General features: G+C 61.9%; 14 protein-coding genes. 5 read left to right on the top strand and 9 right to left on the bottom strand.

The window, feature by feature from the left end; all coding sequences use genetic code 11:
* Positions 1-10: 10 nt before the first annotated feature.
* Both ACVW0Y_RS13310 and dadA read right to left on the bottom strand, forming a co-directional pair.
* Positions 11-364 (bottom strand): RidA family protein, encoded by a 354-nt coding sequence (locus ACVW0Y_RS13310; RefSeq protein ID WP_457438804.1) that lies wholly within the window; start codon positions 362-364, stop codon positions 11-13.
* Positions 339-1,637 carry a D-amino acid dehydrogenase gene (gene dadA, locus ACVW0Y_RS13305; protein WP_457438803.1) on the bottom strand — a complete coding sequence of 433 codons (1,299 nt, stop codon included), beginning with the start codon at positions 1,635-1,637 and terminating at the stop codon, positions 339-341. The genes ACVW0Y_RS13310 and dadA overlap by 26 nt, the downstream gene beginning before the upstream one ends.
* A gap of 156 nt (positions 1,638-1,793) precedes the next feature.
* On the opposite strand from dadA, the gene dadR reads away from it, so the two are divergent.
* The gene (gene dadR, locus ACVW0Y_RS13300) at positions 1,794-2,282 is read left to right on the top strand and encodes a transcriptional regulator DadR (protein WP_457438802.1); all 489 of its coding nucleotides are present in this window, start codon (positions 1,794-1,796) and stop codon (positions 2,280-2,282) included.
* Positions 2,283-2,286: 4 nt separating this feature from the next.
* On the opposite strand, the gene ACVW0Y_RS13295 is transcribed toward dadR, so the two are convergent.
* Entirely contained in the window at positions 2,287-2,640 is a 354-nt protein-coding gene (locus ACVW0Y_RS13295; protein WP_457438801.1) for a YkgJ family cysteine cluster protein, read from the bottom strand.
* A 171-nt stretch (positions 2,641-2,811) separates the two neighbouring features.
* On the opposite strand from ACVW0Y_RS13295, the gene ACVW0Y_RS13290 reads away from it, so the two are divergent.
* Positions 2,812-4,125, top strand: coding sequence for an NAD(P)/FAD-dependent oxidoreductase (locus ACVW0Y_RS13290; protein ID WP_457438800.1), 1,314 nt, complete (start codon positions 2,812-2,814; stop codon positions 4,123-4,125).
* A gap of 99 nt (positions 4,126-4,224) precedes the next feature.
* Here ACVW0Y_RS13290 and ACVW0Y_RS13285 read toward each other — a convergent pair whose 3' ends face one another.
* Positions 4,225-4,473: a DUF1127 domain-containing protein gene (locus tag ACVW0Y_RS13285; protein ID WP_457438799.1), complete on the bottom strand. Its 249-nt coding sequence runs from the start codon at positions 4,471-4,473 to the stop codon at positions 4,225-4,227.
* A 208-nt stretch (positions 4,474-4,681) separates the two neighbouring features.
* On the opposite strand from ACVW0Y_RS13285, the gene ACVW0Y_RS13280 reads away from it, so the two are divergent.
* A complete protein-coding gene (locus ACVW0Y_RS13280; RefSeq protein ID WP_457438798.1) occupies positions 4,682-6,106 on the top strand; it encodes an aminotransferase-like domain-containing protein in 1,425 nt (474 codons plus the stop codon).
* Positions 6,107-6,215: 109 nt separating this feature from the next.
* Here the strand turns inward: ACVW0Y_RS13280 and ACVW0Y_RS13275 are convergent, their stop codons facing one another.
* Both ACVW0Y_RS13275 and ACVW0Y_RS13270 read right to left on the bottom strand, forming a co-directional pair.
* Positions 6,216-7,364: an MFS transporter gene (locus ACVW0Y_RS13275; protein WP_457438834.1), complete on the bottom strand. Its 1,149-nt coding sequence runs from the start codon at positions 7,362-7,364 to the stop codon at positions 6,216-6,218.
* Positions 7,365-7,643: 279 nt separating this feature from the next.
* A complete protein-coding gene (locus tag ACVW0Y_RS13270; protein ID WP_457438797.1) occupies positions 7,644-9,137 on the bottom strand; it encodes an aldehyde dehydrogenase in 1,494 nt (497 codons plus the stop codon).
* Positions 9,138-9,414: 277 nt separating this feature from the next.
* Between ACVW0Y_RS13270 and ACVW0Y_RS13265 the strand changes: the two genes are divergently transcribed.
* Positions 9,415-9,780 carry a cupin domain-containing protein gene (locus ACVW0Y_RS13265; protein ID WP_457438796.1) on the top strand — a complete coding sequence of 122 codons (366 nt, stop codon included), beginning with the start codon at positions 9,415-9,417 and terminating at the stop codon, positions 9,778-9,780.
* A gap of 84 nt (positions 9,781-9,864) precedes the next feature.
* On the opposite strand, the gene ACVW0Y_RS13260 is transcribed toward ACVW0Y_RS13265, so the two are convergent.
* The 3 genes from ACVW0Y_RS13260 to ACVW0Y_RS13250 all read right to left on the bottom strand — a co-directional run bounded on the left by ACVW0Y_RS13260 (position 9,865) and on the right by ACVW0Y_RS13250 (position 13,959).
* Positions 9,865-12,225: a TonB-dependent siderophore receptor gene (locus tag ACVW0Y_RS13260; RefSeq protein WP_457438833.1), complete on the bottom strand. Its 2,361-nt coding sequence runs from the start codon at positions 12,223-12,225 to the stop codon at positions 9,865-9,867.
* A gap of 184 nt (positions 12,226-12,409) precedes the next feature.
* Positions 12,410-13,405, bottom strand: a complete 996-nt coding sequence (locus tag ACVW0Y_RS13255; RefSeq protein WP_457438795.1) for a FecR family protein — start codon at positions 13,403-13,405, stop codon at positions 12,410-12,412.
* Complete coding sequence (locus ACVW0Y_RS13250; RefSeq protein ID WP_457438794.1) at positions 13,402-13,959, bottom strand: RNA polymerase sigma factor; 558 nt, start codon at positions 13,957-13,959, stop codon at positions 13,402-13,404. The genes ACVW0Y_RS13255 and ACVW0Y_RS13250 overlap by 4 nt, the downstream gene beginning before the upstream one ends.
* Positions 13,960-14,082: 123 nt before the next feature.
* On the opposite strand from ACVW0Y_RS13250, the gene ACVW0Y_RS13245 reads away from it, so the two are divergent.
* The gene (locus tag ACVW0Y_RS13245) at positions 14,083-15,372 is read left to right on the top strand and encodes a glycosyltransferase (protein ID WP_457438793.1); all 1,290 of its coding nucleotides are present in this window, start codon (positions 14,083-14,085) and stop codon (positions 15,370-15,372) included.
* Positions 15,373-15,440 lie beyond the last annotated feature (68 nt).

Raw genomic sequence — 15,440 nt, 5'->3', positions numbered from 1 at the left:
GTCTTTTGATTTACGGCAGGGCCGCGATAACGGTCATTTCCACCAACGCTTCGTCGGTGTACAGCTTGGCTTCGACGCAGGCGCGAGCCGGCGCGGTGCCCGGGGTCACCCAGGCGTCCCACACGGCATTCAGCCCGGCATAACCGCTGGCCATGTCTTTGAGGTAGATGGTTACCGACAGAATGCGGCTCTTGTCGGTACCGGCCTCGGCGAGCAGACGGTCGATGTTGTTCAGTGTTTCCCGCGTCTGCTGGGCCGCGTCACCTTCGTAACTGTCCGCCAACTGGCCGGCCAGGTAGACCGTGCCGTTGTGGATAACGATTTCGCTGTAACGGGTTTCAGTGCGCTGGCGCTGGATGGGCATGCTTGAGGCTCTCTTTGGCTTGGCCGTAACGGGAAATATCCAGACCTTCGGCGCTGATCTGTGGCTGCTTTTTCGCCATCAGGTCAGCCAGCAGGCGGCCAGAGCCACAAGCCATGGTCCAACCGAGGGTGCCGTGGCCGGTATTGAGGAACAGATTCTTGTAGGAAGTAGCACCGACGATTGGCGTGCCATCCGGAGTCGTTGGGCGCAGACCGGTCCAGAACTCGGCTTGGGCCAAGTTGCCGCCCTGTGGATACAGATCGTTGACGATCATCTCCAGGGTTTCGCGGCGACGCGGATTCAGGCTCAGGTCGAAACCGGCGATTTCCGCCATGCCGCCGACGCGAATGCGGTTATCGAAGCGGGTGATGGCTACCTTGTAGGTTTCATCGAGGATGGTCGAGGTCGGGGCCATGTCGCCATTGGTGATCGGCACGGTCAGCGAGTAGCCCTTGAGCGGGTACACCGGTGCCTTGATGCCCAGCGGTTTGAGCAATTGCGGCGAGTAGCTGCCCAGAGCCAGCACGTAGCGGTCGGCGGTTTCCAACTGGCCATTGATCCACACACCGTTGATGCGGTCACCGGCGTGGTCGAGGCCTTCGATGCTTTGCCCAAAACGGAATTCGACGCCCAGCTCAACGCACATTTCTGCCAAGCGAGTGGTGAACATCTGGCAGTCGCCAGTTTGGTCATTTGGCAAGCGCAGCGCGCCGGAGAGGATATTGGTCACACCAGCCAGCGCCGGCTCTACGCGAGCAATACCGTCGCGATCAAGCAGCTCGTAAGGCACACCGGACTGCTCCAGCACAGCGATGTCTTTGGCGGCGTTGTCCAGTTGCGCCTGGGTGCGGAACAGTTGGGTGGTGCCCAGACTACGGCCTTCGTAGGCGATGCCGGTTTCCGCGCGCAGTTCGTCGAGGCAGTCGCGGCTGTACTCGGACAAGCGCACCATGCGCTCCTTGTTCACCGCATAGCGGCTGGCGGTGCAGTTGCGCAGCATCTGCAGCATCCACAGGTATTGATCGATATCGGCGGTGGCCTTGATGGCCAGCGGGGCGTGGCGTTGCAGCAACCACTTGATGGCTTTCAGCGGCACGCCCGGGGCAGCCCAGGGCGAAGCGTAGCCAGGGGAGACCTGGCCGGCGTTGGCGAAGCTGGTTTCCATGGCGGGCGCGGCCTGACGGTCGACCACCACCACCTCGAAGCCGGCACGGGCCAGATAGTAGGCGCTGGTGGTACCAATCACACCGCTGCCCAACACCAGAACTCGCATGGTTTGCTCCCTCGCCGCGAATTTACGCTGACGTTTGATATCTTGATCGAAATTCCGCGCAGTATATGAAGCCGCTGCCAGTGCATTTCACTGTATTGATGGCTATATTTGGCGAGAATTCTTGGCAAAAGCCGTTAATACAGAGGCGGATTCCCCATGAGAACCCAGCATCAGAGCCGTCGTGAACTGGACAAAATCGACCGTAATATTTTACGGATTCTGCAGGACGACGGTCGTCTGTCCTTTACCGAGCTGGGCGAGCGCGTGGGCCTGTCCACCACGCCCTGCACCGAGCGCGTCCGCCGCCTGGAGCGCGAAGGCATCATCATGGGCTACAACGCCCGGCTGAATCCGCAGCACCTCAAGGCGAGCCTGCTGGTATTCGTTGAGATTAGTTTGGACTACAAATCTGGCGATACTTTCGAGGAGTTCCGACGGGCCGTGCTCAAGCTGCCGCATGTCCTGGAGTGCCATCTGGTGTCCGGCCACTTCGACTACCTGGTAAAGGCGCGAATTTCCGAGATGGCCTCGTACCGCAAGCTGCTCGGCGACATCCTGCTCAAGCTGCCCCATGTGCGGGAATCGAAAAGCTACATCGTGATGGAAGAGGTGAAAGAGAGCCTGACTCTGCCGGTCCCGGACTGAAGCCCTAGACCAGCACCTGACGGGTGCTGGCGATCAACTGATGCACGCCCTTCTCCACACGCTCGTCGATCCACTCCTCGGGCCGCCGGCCATTCGGACAGGGCAGGCGCGGCGTGGTGCCGAACAGGCGACAGATCAGCGGGCGCTGGTCATACACCGTGCAGCCTTGCGGGCCCAAGTGCACACAGTTGAACTCAGCGAGCGCCGCGTCATGCTCGGCATCGCTCTTCACCGGCAGACGCGACATTTCCTCCGACGAGGCGGTAACCGGCCCACAGCAGTCATGGCAACCCGGCACGCAGGCGAAGCTGGGGATGCGCTGACGCAGATGATCGATCTTGCGGCTGTTGCAGCTCATGGGGCGGGGTCCTCGGATGACGGCGCATGGTAACAAAGCCGACCTCATCACCCCCAAGTCCTGGCTAATCGCGACCGACCGAAGGTTTTTTCCTACTGCTCTATTGGCTCGCTCTGCCCCCGCGCTTATCCTGCGTAAAATTTACCAAACATAAGAATCAGGATTTCAAACATGAACGCCAGCGTTCAGCCTTCCGTGAAACCGCAAAAGCACGCCCCTTCTTATTACGCCGCCACGGCCAACCGCCAGCTCAGCTACCCCGCCCTGACGGGCGATGTGAGCGCTGATGTGTGCATTGTCGGCGGTGGGTTTTCCGGACTGAACACCGCCATCGAACTGGCCGAACGTGGCCTGTCGGTGGTGTTGCTGGAAGCCAACCAGATCGCCTGGGGTGCCAGCGGGCGCAATGGCGGGCAACTGATTCGGGGCGTGGGCCACGACGTTGAACGCTTCGCCGGGGTGGTCGGTGCCGACGGCGTACGCGAGTTGAAACTGCTGGGCCTGGAGGCGGTGGAAATCGTTCGCCGGCGCATCGAGCACTTCAATATTCAGTGCGACCTGACCTGGGGCTACTGCGACCTGGCCAACAAGCCCAGCGATCTGGAAGGCTTTGCCGACGACCTCGCCGAACTGCGTGGCCTCGGTTATCGCCATGATCTGCGCTTGCTGCAGGCCGACGATATGCACCAGGTTGTCGGTTCCAGCCGCTACGTGGGCGGCCTGATCGATATGGGCTCCGGCCATCTGCACCCGCTCAACCTGGCCCTGGGCGAAGCGGCAGCCGCGCAATCCCTTGGCGTGCAGCTGTTTGAACACTCGGCCGTAAGCCGTATCGACTACGGCAACGAAGTGCAGGTGCATACCGCCAACGGCAAGGTCCGCGCCAAGCATCTGGTGCTGGCCTGCAACGCCTACCTCAACGGCCTGAACAGCAACCTCGGGGGCAAGGTGCTGCCCGCCGGCAGCTATATCATCGCCACCGAGCCGTTGAGCCAGGCCCAGGCGCGCACCCTGATCCCGCAGAACATGGCGCTCTGCGACCAGCGCGTGGCCCTGGATTACTATCGCCTGTCGGCCGACCGCCGCCTGCTGTTCGGCGGTGCCTGTCACTATTCCGGGCGCGACCCGAAAGATATCGCCGCCTATATGCGCCCCAAGATGCTCGAGGTGTTCCCGCACCTGGACAAGCTCAAGATCGACTTCCAATGGGGCGGTATGATCGGCATCGGCGCCAACCGTCTGCCGCAGATCGGCCGACTGAAAGAACACAGCAATGTGTTCTACGCCCAGGCCTATTCCGGCCATGGCGTGAACGCCACTCACCTGGCCGGCAGGCTGTTGGCGGAAGCGATTGCCGGGCAAGAAAGCCGTGGCTTCGATCTGTTCGCCAAAGTGCCCCATGTAACCTTTCCCGGCGGCAAATACCTGCGCTCGCCGTTGTTGGCGCTGGGAATGTTGTGGCATCGGTTGAAGGAAGTGATGTAAGGCCTCACACCGCTCTCGTAGGAGCGGCTTCAGCCGCGATGCTTTTAACGATCAAGAGCATCGCGGCTGAAGCCGTTGCTACAGATTTATACCGGCATATCACAACGTCCAGAACGGCCGCAGCGCCTCGTGGTTGGCTTCGGCACGGGTAATGCCGATGTCGGCGAGTTGGGCGTCGGTGAGGTTGAGCAGCGCGCGGCGGGTGGTCAGGCGGCACCAGAAGGCAGCCCAGCGCGACATCGGCGCTTTCGGCACAGCTACGCGATTGGACACCGCTTTGGCCACTGCCAGTTTCCCCACCAATTCGTTGTGACCCAAGGTCAACCGAACATCGCTAAGCCCATTCATTTCCCTCACCTGCTTTGTGTGTATGTGGGAAATGATGATGCCGGCCGGGGAAAAAGCAGGACAGATTCAAAAATCCTTTATTTGCTCCATACAGATTTGCCTTATCAGCCGCTGAATGGTGATTTTCTGCGCCATCTGTACGGGTCTTGCCAAAACAGCCCGCAGAACTCACGATCTGTGCTTTCCGCCGCTCGACAGGCATGCCGCCATGACCCTTTATGTGAACCTCGCCGAACTGCTGGGCGCCCGTATCGAACAAGGGCTGTATCGCCCCGGTGATCGCTTGCCATCGGTACGCGCCCTGAGCGCCGAGCACGGGGTCAGCCTGAGCACGGTGCAACAGGCCTACCGTCATCTGGAGGATCAGGGTCTGGCCCTGCCGCGGCCGAAGTCTGGCTATTTTGTGCCTCAGGAGCGGCAAAAGCCGGCATTGCCGATGGTCTCGCGCACTGCCCAGCGACCGGTGGAAGTCTCGCAATGGGACCAGGTGCTGGAACTGATCAGCGTTGCCCCCGGCAGTGACGGCCTGATCCAGCTCGGTCGGGGCCGCCCCGACCACACCAGCCCGACCCTTAAACCGCTATTGCGCGCCCTGTCACGCCTGAGTCGCCGGCAGGACCTCAGCGGCCTCACCTATGGCTGCATTCGCGGCCACTTGCCGCTGCGTACGCAGATCTCGCGACTGATGCTGGATTCCGGCTGCCAGATCCCGGCCGACGATATCGTGATCACCACCGGCTGCCATGAAGCCCTGTCGGCAGCAATTCGCGCCATCTGCGAGCCCGGCGATATCATCGCGGTCGACTCGCCGAGTTTCCATGGCGTGATGCAGGCCCTCAAAGGCTTCGGCATGAAAGCCCTGGAACTGCCCACCGACCCGCTCACCGGCATCAGCCTGGAAGCTCTCGAACTGGCCCTGGAGCAATGGCCGATCAAGGCCATCCAGCTGACCCCCAACTGCAATAACCCGATGGGCTACATCATGCCCGACGCCAATAAGCGCGCGCTGCTCGCCCTGGCGCAGCGTTACGACGTGGCAATCATCGAAGACGATGTATATGGCGAACTGGCCTACCACTACCCGCGGCCGCGCACGATCAAGTCCTACGACGATGACGGTCGCGTGCTGCTCTGCAGTTCATTTTCCAAGACCGTGGTGCCGGGGTTGCGTATCGGCTGGATCGCGCCCGGGCGCTATCAGGAGCGGGTGCTACACATGAAATACATGGGCACCGGCACCACCGCCCAACTACCGCAACTGGCGCTGACCGAGTACCTGGAAGCGGGCCACTACGAGCCGCATATCCGCCGCATGCGCGCGCAATATATGCGCAGCCGCGACCAGATGATCGATTGGGTGAGCCGCTATTTTCCCGCCGGCACACGGGTCAGCCGGCCGCAGGGCAGTTTTATGATCTGGGTGGAAATGCCCGAAGGTTTTGACAGCATTCGCCTGAACCGCGAGCTGAAAGCGCACAAGATCCAGATCGCCCCCGGCAGCATCTTTTCCGCCGCCGGCAAGTACCGTAATTGCCTGCGGATGAGCTACGCCAGCAAGCCGGATGCGAAGACCGAAGCGGCAGTGCGGATGGTGGGTGAAACGGTGGCGCGGCTATTGGCCGAACACACGTAGATTGGGTTGAGCCAAAGGCGAAGCCCAACGCGCCGACCGAAGGGACTGGCCAGTCGGCGTTCCCCCGCGTTGGACCTCGGGTTGCTCACCGAACGCGGACCGACCCAACCTACGCTTTGATCGGGGCCGGCTCGCCCAGACCACCGCCACGCATCAGCAACACTACAAACCCCGCCGCGCCCACGGCCATCAACAGCGGCAACGCGTGCCCGCTCACCCACTGGCTAACCGCCCCGGTCACCAGCGGCCCGATCAGGCAACCAATCCCCCATAGCTGGGAAATATGCGCGTTGGCGCGCACCAGTTGGTCATCGCGGAAACGTTCGCCGATCAGAATCAACGACAGGGTAAACAGCCCGCCCGCGCTGGCACCGAACAGCACCCACACCGGCCAGATCAGCGGCGTATGCAGCAGCAACGGCACGCACAGGCTGGAGACCATCAGCACTACGCCGCAGCCGAAAAACAGGCGCTGGCGCGACATGCGATCCGCCAGCCAACCGATAGGCAGTTGCAGCAAGGCATCGCCGACCACCACCACGCTGGCCATCAGCAAGGCGGTTTCCTGGCTAAAGCCCTGATGCAAGCCATACACCGGCAGCAACGTCAGCATCATTGCTTCAAAGGCGGCGAACAGACTGACCGCCCAGGCAATCGCCGGCATGCTTGCGCAGAACGCCCACAAGCCGCGACCCGATGCGCTGTGGGCATCGACCCGCGGCGCACCGGTGCGTCCCCAGAGCATCAGCGAGCCGCCAATCAACAGGCCGGTACCGGTCCAGAACCCCAAGTCGGTGGTGGTACCGAGCAGGCTCAGCACCAGCGGGCCACATAGCTGGCTCAAGGCATAACCGGTGCCATACAGCGCCACCAGGCGACCGCGCCAGCGGTCCACCGCCAGTTGGTTTATCCAGCTTTCGCCGAGGATAAACACTACCGTCAGCGCCACGCCCAGCAGCAGACGCAACACCAACCACACCGGGTAGCTGGGAATCAGCGCCATGGTGCTGACGCCCACGGCACTGACCAACAGGCAGATCTGCATCAACCCCGTGGTACCAAACCGCGCCGCCAAACGCCCGGCCAACACCGAGCCCAACAACACGCCCAGGGCCGGCATGGCTGCCATCACGCCAATCGCGAAATTGCCGTAACCCCAACCTTCCAGACGCAGCGAGACCAAGGGCATGGTCACCCCCAGCGCCAAACCGATGCTGACCACCGCCGCGACCACGGCGAAATAGGTACCCCAACGCATGACCACAGGTCATCTCCTTGTGCTGGGCCGCACAATAAAAACGGCCGGGTTTCCTCTCAGAAACCCGGCCGCAGGTATGGCTCGTAGAGCCGGCCCCTTTTTTAAGCCAGGGGCGGACCTTAAAACTTTGTTATCCAGCCTTACCTCGACTGAAGACAACGCAACTCGAGATCTCCTGGGCTACCGGAGCGTTTAAGCGCAGCGTACTGCAGTACGCGAGCATTAAAAGCGAGGACGCAACGCCGCATGGCCGACGACCAGGAGATCGCCCCGATATCGTTACAGCTTGATCCAGGTGGATTTGAGCTCGGTGTATTTGTCGAACGCGTGAAGCGATTTGTCACGACCATTACCGGACTGCTTGAAGCCACCGAACGGTGCCGTCATATCCCCGCCGTCGTACTGGTTCACCCACACGCTACCGGCACGCAGGGCCTTGGCGGTGAGGTGGGCTTTGGAGATGTTGCTGGTCCAGACCGCAGCGGCCAGGCCGTAGATGCTGTCGTTGGCGATCTGTACGGCTTCTTCGGCGCTATCGAACGAAATCACCGACAACACCGGGCCAAAGATTTCTTCCTGGGCAATGCGCATGGAGTTGGTCACGCCGTCGAAAATGGTCGGTTCGACGTAGGTGCCACCGCTGGACTCCAGGGTGCGCTTGCCGCCCGCTACCAGCTTGGCACCGTCGGCGTGGCCCGCTTCGATGTAGCTCAGCACGTTGTTCATCTGCTGGGTATCGACCAGGGCACCGACGTTGGTTTCCGGGTCCAGCGGATTGCCAGGTTTCCAGCCTTTGAGGGCTTCGATGACCATTGGCACAAACTTGTCTTTGATTGAACGTTCCACCAGCAGACGCGAACCGGCGGTGCACACTTCGCCCTGGTTGAAAGCAATGGCACCAGCAGCCGATTCAGCGGCCGCTTGCAGATCCGGAGCATCGGCGAAGACGATGTTCGGGCTCTTGCCACCGGCTTCCAGCCACACGCGCTTCATGTTCGATTCACCGGCGTACACCATCAGTTGCTTGGCGATTTTGGTCGAACCGGTGAACACGATGGTGTCCACGTCCATATGCAGGGCCAGGGCCTTGCCGACGGTGTGGCCGTAGCCTGGCAGCACGTTGAGCACACCAGCCGGAATGCCGGCTTCGATGGCCAGCTGAGCGATGCGAATGGCGGTCAGCGGCGATTTTTCCGAAGGCTTGAGCACCACCGAGTTACCGGTGGACAGCGCCGGGCCGAGTTTCCAGCAGGCCATCATCAACGGGAAGTTCCACGGCACGATGGCACCCACCACACCGATAGGCTCGCGGGTAACCAGGCCCAGCTCGTTGTGCGGGGTAGCGGCCACTTCGTCGTAGATCTTGTCGATGGCTTCACCGCTCCACGACAGCGCGCGGGCAGCGCCCGGTACGTCGATGTTCAGCGAGTCGCTGATCGGCTTGCCCATGTCCAGGGTTTCCAGCAGAGCCAGCTCTTCGGCGTGCTCATCGAGCAGCGAAGCAAAGCGGATCATGATTGCTTTGCGCTCGACCGGTGCCTTGCGCGACCACACGCCGGAGTTGAAGGTGGCGCGGGCATCTTTGACTGCCAGTTCGGCGTCGGCCAGATCGCAGCTGGCGACTTTGCCCAACACACGGCCATCGACCGGGCTGATGCAGTCGAAGGTGTCACCGGACACCGCAGCGGTGTATTCACCATGGATAAAAGCACGGCCTTCGATCTTCAGATCCTGGGCACGTTTTTCCCAATCGGCGCGGGTCAAGGTAGTCATGTGTGCGTCCTCTTATTAGTCGAGCTTTAATCAAGACGTAACAGACCGGGCGGGCAACGCCCATCTGTCAAAAATTCTGCAAGGCCTGCTCGGCCCATCGTGCCGGCCACACTAAACCAGAGCACGGCACCTTTCCATTATTTTTTACATACGAGGGGAAAACACCCTTGTCATGTTCGTTTTATTAAACATAGACTGCGAACCTCTTAACCTGACCGGCAAGCACCCGCCGCTGCACGCGGGCTGTGAGCAATAAAACCAACACCTGGGCCAGCGCATGAATATCAACGCCATCGTCGACTTCGCCGCAGCCACCACGGCTGCCGAACACTACCGCCCCGCTGCCGAAAAAGTGCTCAAGGGCGACCCCGAGCAAAACGTGCGCAACCACTACGCCAGCCCTTGCGGCCAATTCGCCAGCGGTGTCTGGGAAGGTGCGGTGGGGCAATGGACGGTGAACTACACCGAGCACGAATACTGCGAAATTCTGCAAGGCGTGTCGGTACTGCGCGATGCCGATGGCAACGCGAAAACCCTGCGCACCGGCGACCGCTTCGTAATCCCGGCCGGCTTTAAAGGCACCTGGGAAGTACTGGAAACCACCCGCAAGGTGTATGTGATGTTTGAGCAAGCGGCGAGCTGATCGAAACCCTTTTCCTGCGTGAACTTTTAGCCCGCCCCGCGGGCTTTTTTACAACCGCAGAAAAGCATCGCGGCTAACACCGATTTAGAACTCCAAGGTGCTCGACACCTCGAACTGGCGCGCATCGCCAATCGAGATCAGGTAGGCGTTGGTGGATGAGGAGTAGTAGGTCTTGTCGAACAGGTTCTTCACGTTGAATTGCAGCTTCACGTTCTTGCCACCGAACTGGGTGTCGTAGCTGGCGAAGGCATCGGCCACGGTGTAGTCCGGCAGGGTGAAGGTGTTCTCCGCATCGCCGGCGCGCTCGCCGACATAGCGCGCACCGGTACCAACCCGCAGGCGGTCGCCGCCCAGCACCTGACCGAAGTCGTAGACGGCAAACAACGAGCCGCTATTGCGCGCGACGTTGGCCAGGTCATTGCCTTTCAGCGCCGGATCTTTGCTGACCCAGGCATCCAGATAGGCGTAGCTGCCGATCAGGCTGATCTGGTCGGTCAGCTGGCCGCTGATATCCAGTTCGACACCCCGCGAGGCCACCGCGCCGGCTGCCCGCGCCAGGGTGTCGGAGGCACCTGAGGGCAGTCGGTAGGTTTCGGTGACCATCACGTTTTCTTTGTCGATGGTGAACAGCGCCAGGGTGCCGGTGACAAGCCCCGGCATATCCAGCTTGGCACCGATTTCCCAGGACTTGCCCTGTTCCGGGTCCAGGCCATTGATGCTGGCGGTACCCGCCAGGGCGGCGATGGTCGAGTTCGGTTTGAACGACTCGCTGTAACCGCCATACAGGGAAAATTCATCGTTCCACTGGTACACCAGGCCGGCGCGCGGCAGCCATTTCTGGCCGTTGATATCGGTGTTCTTCACAAAGGGGCGGCCCTTGCCGGCCAGTTGGTCGTATAGCTGGTAGCGTGCGCCAGCGACCACAATCCACTGCTCGTTGAGGTGCATGGAGTCCTGCAAAAACGCCGACTGGCTGTACAGCTTGTCGGTCTGGTCGCTGTCGGCGGCGGACACCGTGGTCGGCTCCGGCACCAGGCCATACACCGGGTCCTGGGAGTCGAGGCGCACGCTGGTGTTCTGGCGCAGCAGATCGGCACGGAAGATCTTGCGGTATTCGTGATCGACGCCGGTCAGCAGTTCATGGCGATACCCGCCCAGCTCAACATCACCGGACAGATCCAGCGTGCCGAAATGCTCGGTGCTCACCGCGCCGCGGGTACCGTCCAGACGACGCGTCAGCAGCGTCGAACTGCCAGCGGCGAAACCGGTCACGCGGGCCTGATAGTCGTCATAGCGGTCGCGGTTGTAACTGTAGGCGAAGTGGGTTTTCCACTGCTCGTTAAGGCGATGCTCGACATCGAAAATCGCCAGATCGGAACGCCCTTCGGTCTTGTTGTAGGGCTCGTCCAGACGGCGCTCACGGGGCACATTCAAGGGTTTGTCGCTGCCCTTGGCGAGGATGGTGCCGCGATCGAACGGGGTTACGTATTCGCGGTGCTCCCAGGACAGATTCACCGTGGTCTCATCGCCGAACCAGGCCAGCGCCGGGGCGATGGTTTTCTCCCGGCTGTTGCCGAAGTTGCGCCAGTAATCGGCGTCGTCATAGTCGGCCACCAGGCGGTAGGCCAGGTTGGTCTCGCCGATGGCACCGGTGCTGTCGAGTTGGCCGCCACTGCCGTTCTTGCCATCGCCGTAGGTGGAAGCGCGGGCGGTGATAGCGTTGTACTGCTGCAGTTGCGGCTTCTTGCTGATCAGGTTGATCACCCCGCCCGGATCGAGAATGCCGTAGAGCATCGACGCCGGGCCCTTGAGCACTTCCACCCGCTCGACGTTGGCGGTGAAGTTGCGGCCCTGCACGGTGCGCATGCCGTCACGCAGAATCGAGCCGTCGCGGTTGTCGCCAAAGCCGCGCTTCATCACTGCGTCCATGGTGCTGCCGAGGGTGTTGGCCTGGGTGATGCCGCTGACGTTGATCAGGGCATCGTCGAGGTTGCGCGGCTGCTGGTCCTGCAGCACTTGGCGGGGCACTACGGCGATGGCCTGGGGAATTTCCAGCAGCGGCGCTTCGGAACGCATGATCTTGCTGGTGGGTGGCGGTTGGTAGCTCTGGCTTGGTTGCGAGCTGGCGTCGATATTCAGCGTGTCGAGGTTTATCGCGTCGTCAGCGGGCAGGCGCTGCAGGGTCAGGGTGCGCTCGTCGGTGCGCCGGAAGGTGTAGCCGGAGCCCTGCAGCAGTTGGCTCAGGGCCTGCTCGGCACTCATCTGTCCGCGTACGGCCGGTGCCTGCAGGTTATAGGGGGCGTCGTCGCTGTACACCAGGCTCAGCCCGGTCACCCGGCTGAAGGCGCTCAACGCCTGGGGCAAGGGTTGGGTGCCGAGGGCAAAGCTGAATTGCCCCTGAGTAACGGCCACCGGCACCTCCGCCGCCTGCACCAGCGGGGCCATGCTGGCAGTCAGCAGCAGCGAGAGAGCGAAATCCTGTTTGCCAACCGAGAACCTGTACGTCATGAGCACCTAATCCGTGAAAGTCACCCGAGGCCGGGCTTACTGCGAGCAGTTCGCAATTACAAGCACTACACGGATGCCAACGGCAGATACCTCACCAGCGGCCGAAATTATTTTTCCAGAGCTAATGCAACACCGTCAGGCCAAGCATCTGCTGGCGCTGAAAGCCGACCACAGTGGCCAGCGACGCCAGCACCTTGTCCGCGTCCTGACTGGGGAAACTGCCGCTGATGCGCTGCTGCCCCAGGGCCGGGTTGAGCAACACAATGCGTTCGGCACTGTAGCGCTGCACTTCATCCAGTACCTGGGTCAGGGGCACCTGGTAAAAAGTCAGCCAACCCTGCCGCCAGGCCAGGCTGGCGTCACTGTCGACACCCTGGACGCTGCCAGCCAGCCCCTGTTGATAACTCATCTGCTGGTTGGCACCGAGCACCTGTGGGGTTTCGCCCGGCTTGGCAGTCACCGCCACACGGCCGGACTGCACCGTGACCTGAGCGCCGTCACCGCGCAAACGCACTTCGAACTGGGTACCCAGCACCTGCACCTCGCCGTCGGCGGCACTGACGATAAAGGGCTGACCGGTATGGCTGACCTGAAAATACACGGCACCGCGCAGCAGCTCGATACGCCGCTGCCGGGCAGTGAAATGCACCTGTACAGCGCTGTCGGCATCCAGCAGCAGCACCGATTGATCGGCCAGGGTGATCTGCCGCAGCTGGCCCGCTGCCGACACATAGTCAGCGCGCAGCGAATCGACCCAGCGCTGCGGTTGCCAGCCCAGCAGACCGAGCATCAGCAACACGCTGGCGGCCATCGCCACGGATCCCAGCCACCAGCGGGGCGCGCGGGGCCGCGGTGCGTCCATGGCGCGCAGATACTCTTGCAGCGCCGGTGCTTCTTCGCGGGCCAGTTGTTGCGCCGCCTGCTCGGTCCTGGCCCACAGCGCCTGCACCTGGGCATAGGCTTCAACATGCGCAGGCTCGGCATACAACCACTGATCAAAAGCCTTACGCTCGGCCGCCGTCGGTTGCCCGCGCAGCCGCTCGTGCCAGGTCAGGGCGACCTGTTCGAGGGACGGCGGCGCGTCGGCAACCACGCGCAAAGGGTAAGAACGGCTCATTGATCGGGCGACTCCAGGCTCGCCTTGCAGGCATCGAGGGCGCGCATCATATGTTTTTCCACCGCACTCTGGGACAGCTGCATGGCCTTGGCGATTTCGCCATAGGTACGCCCATGCACCCGATTGAGCAGAAAGATATGCCGCGTGCGCTCCGGCAAGGCTCGCAGGGCCAGCTCGACCTGATGCAGATCATGGCTGGCATCCAGTGCCGCATCCGGGGCGCTGGGCTCGCTCAACTGCTCGTCTAGCAGCCCGGTTTCAGTGCGGGTCCGCGAGCTTTCGCTGCGCAAATGGTCGATGGCCATATTGCGCGCCGAGCGCAGCAGGTAGGTGCTGAGCTCCTCTACCTGCACTTGCGGACGGTGCCAGAAACGCAGAAACAGATCCTGCACCAGATCCGCGGCGGTCGCCCGACAGCCAACACGACGACTGACCAGCGCCTCCATGCGCGAGCGTTGGGAGAGGAACACCCGCAGAAAATCCGCGCGCCCTGTCGGCTCGGCCGCGAGCAGCGTCTGCGGGGGCACATCGTTGTGGGAGGAGGGATCGGCCATGCGGGCGGGAAGTCGCAAGATAAAAATAATGCGCAAATGATAATGCCTTGCATTAAAGCCCGATAGAGGCCCCCGGTCGGATGCCGCATAATGGCCGCCGTTTTCGCCCTCAGGATTGCCGCCGTGCCTCATTCGCCCATCCCCAACAGCCTGCTGGTCATCGGCTATGTCTGGCCCGAACCACGCTCCTCGGCCGCCGGTGGGCACATGATGCAGATCCTCGAATGCTTTCTGGCGCGCGGCTGGCAGATCACCTTTGCCAGCCCGGCCAATGAAGGCGAGCACAAGGCCGACCTGCAGGCACTGGGCATTGCCGAACAGGTGATCGAACTGAACAGCGAAAGCTTCGACCACTTCGTCCGCCAGCTGAATCCGGCGGTGGTGCTGTTCGACCGCTTTATGATGGAGGAGCAGTTTGGCTGGCGGGTCGAGCAGCAGTGCCCGCAGGCGCTGCGGGTGCTGGAAACCGTCGATCTGCATGCGCTGCGCGATGCCCGCCATCTAGCCTTCAAAGCGCATATGGCGACAGGGGCGGGCGACGATTGCCAGGCGCTGTTTACCCTCGACCCGGCGCAGCTTTACCGGCAGATGGCGGTAAGCGACAGCGCACAACGGGAGATCGCCGCGCTGTACCGCAGCGACCTCAGCCTGATGGTTTCTGACGCCGAAATCACCCTGTTGTGCGAGCAATTCAACGTGCCGGCGGCATTACTGGTGCACTGCCCACTGCTGCTGGATGCCACACCGCGCACCGTGCTGCCCTTTGCCGAGCGGGCGCATTTCATCAGCATCGGCAACTTCCGCCATGCGCCCAATTGGGATGCCGTGCTGTGGTTGAAACAAAGCATCTGGCCGCTGATCCGCCAGCAACTGCCGCAGGCGCAGCTGCATGTTTATGGCTCCTACACGCCCCCCAAAGCCACCGCCCTGCATAACGCGGCGCAGGGTTTTCACATCATGAACTGGGCACCCGATGCGCTCGAGGTGATGGAAGCGGCGCGGGTCTGTCTGGCACCATTGCGCTTTGGTGCCGGGATCAAAGGCAAGCTTGCCGACGCCATGCTCTGTGGCACCCCCAACGTCACCACGCCGATTGGCGCGGAAGGCATGCATGGCGAATGGCCGTGGGCCGGTGAAGTGGTGAGCGACGCAGCAGCCTTTGCCGAGGCTGCGCTGCGCTTGTACCAGGACGAAGCGCGCTGGCAGCAGGCCCAGGCACATGGCTGGCAATTGCTGGCCAAGCGCTTTGAGCGCCAGCAGTTTGAAGAATTGTTGATGCAACGGATCGAGACGTGCCTGGCCGATCTTGACGAGCATCGCCTGCAGAACTTTACCGGGACGATGCTGCGTCACCACCAGCACAAGAGCACCAAGTACATGGCGCAGTGGATTGAGGCGAAAAATCGCCCGTAAGCGCCGAAGATCGCCTGTTGCAGGCATCGCGGCGGAAGCCGCTCCTAGGGGTTTGCCGAGTACCGTAG

The sequence above is a fragment of the Pseudomonas sp. TE3786 genome (assembly GCF_054057335.1).
This window is presented reverse-complemented; position numbering and strand designations above follow the sequence as displayed.

What these genes read in the sequence shown, in the direction of transcription:
- ACVW0Y_RS13310 (WP_457438804.1), bottom strand. Translation starts at nt 364, where the DNA reads ATGCCCATCCAGCGCCAGCGCACTGAAACCCGTTACAGCGAAATCGTT.
- dadA (WP_457438803.1), bottom strand. Translation starts at nt 1,637, where the DNA reads ATGCGAGTTCTGGTGTTGGGCAGCGGTGTGATTGGTACCACCAGCGCC.
- dadR (WP_457438802.1), top strand. Translation starts at nt 1,794, where the DNA reads ATGAGAACCCAGCATCAGAGCCGTCGTGAACTGGACAAAATCGACCGT.
- ACVW0Y_RS13295 (WP_457438801.1), bottom strand. Translation starts at nt 2,640, where the DNA reads ATGAGCTGCAACAGCCGCAAGATCGATCATCTGCGTCAGCGCATCCCC.
- ACVW0Y_RS13290 (WP_457438800.1), top strand. Translation starts at nt 2,812, where the DNA reads ATGAACGCCAGCGTTCAGCCTTCCGTGAAACCGCAAAAGCACGCCCCT.
- ACVW0Y_RS13285 (WP_457438799.1), bottom strand. Translation starts at nt 4,473, where the DNA reads ATGAATGGGCTTAGCGATGTTCGGTTGACCTTGGGTCACAACGAATTG.
- ACVW0Y_RS13280 (WP_457438798.1), top strand. Translation starts at nt 4,682, where the DNA reads ATGACCCTTTATGTGAACCTCGCCGAACTGCTGGGCGCCCGTATCGAA.
- ACVW0Y_RS13275 (WP_457438834.1), bottom strand. Translation starts at nt 7,364, where the DNA reads ATGCGTTGGGGTACCTATTTCGCCGTGGTCGCGGCGGTGGTCAGCATC.
- ACVW0Y_RS13270 (WP_457438797.1), bottom strand. Translation starts at nt 9,137, where the DNA reads ATGACTACCTTGACCCGCGCCGATTGGGAAAAACGTGCCCAGGATCTG.
- ACVW0Y_RS13265 (WP_457438796.1), top strand. Translation starts at nt 9,415, where the DNA reads ATGAATATCAACGCCATCGTCGACTTCGCCGCAGCCACCACGGCTGCC.
- ACVW0Y_RS13260 (WP_457438833.1), bottom strand. Translation starts at nt 12,225, where the DNA reads ATGGCCCCGCTGGTGCAGGCGGCGGAGGTGCCGGTGGCCGTTACTCAG.
- ACVW0Y_RS13255 (WP_457438795.1), bottom strand. Translation starts at nt 13,405, where the DNA reads ATGAGCCGTTCTTACCCTTTGCGCGTGGTTGCCGACGCGCCGCCGTCC.
- ACVW0Y_RS13250 (WP_457438794.1), bottom strand. Translation starts at nt 13,959, where the DNA reads ATGGCCGATCCCTCCTCCCACAACGATGTGCCCCCGCAGACGCTGCTC.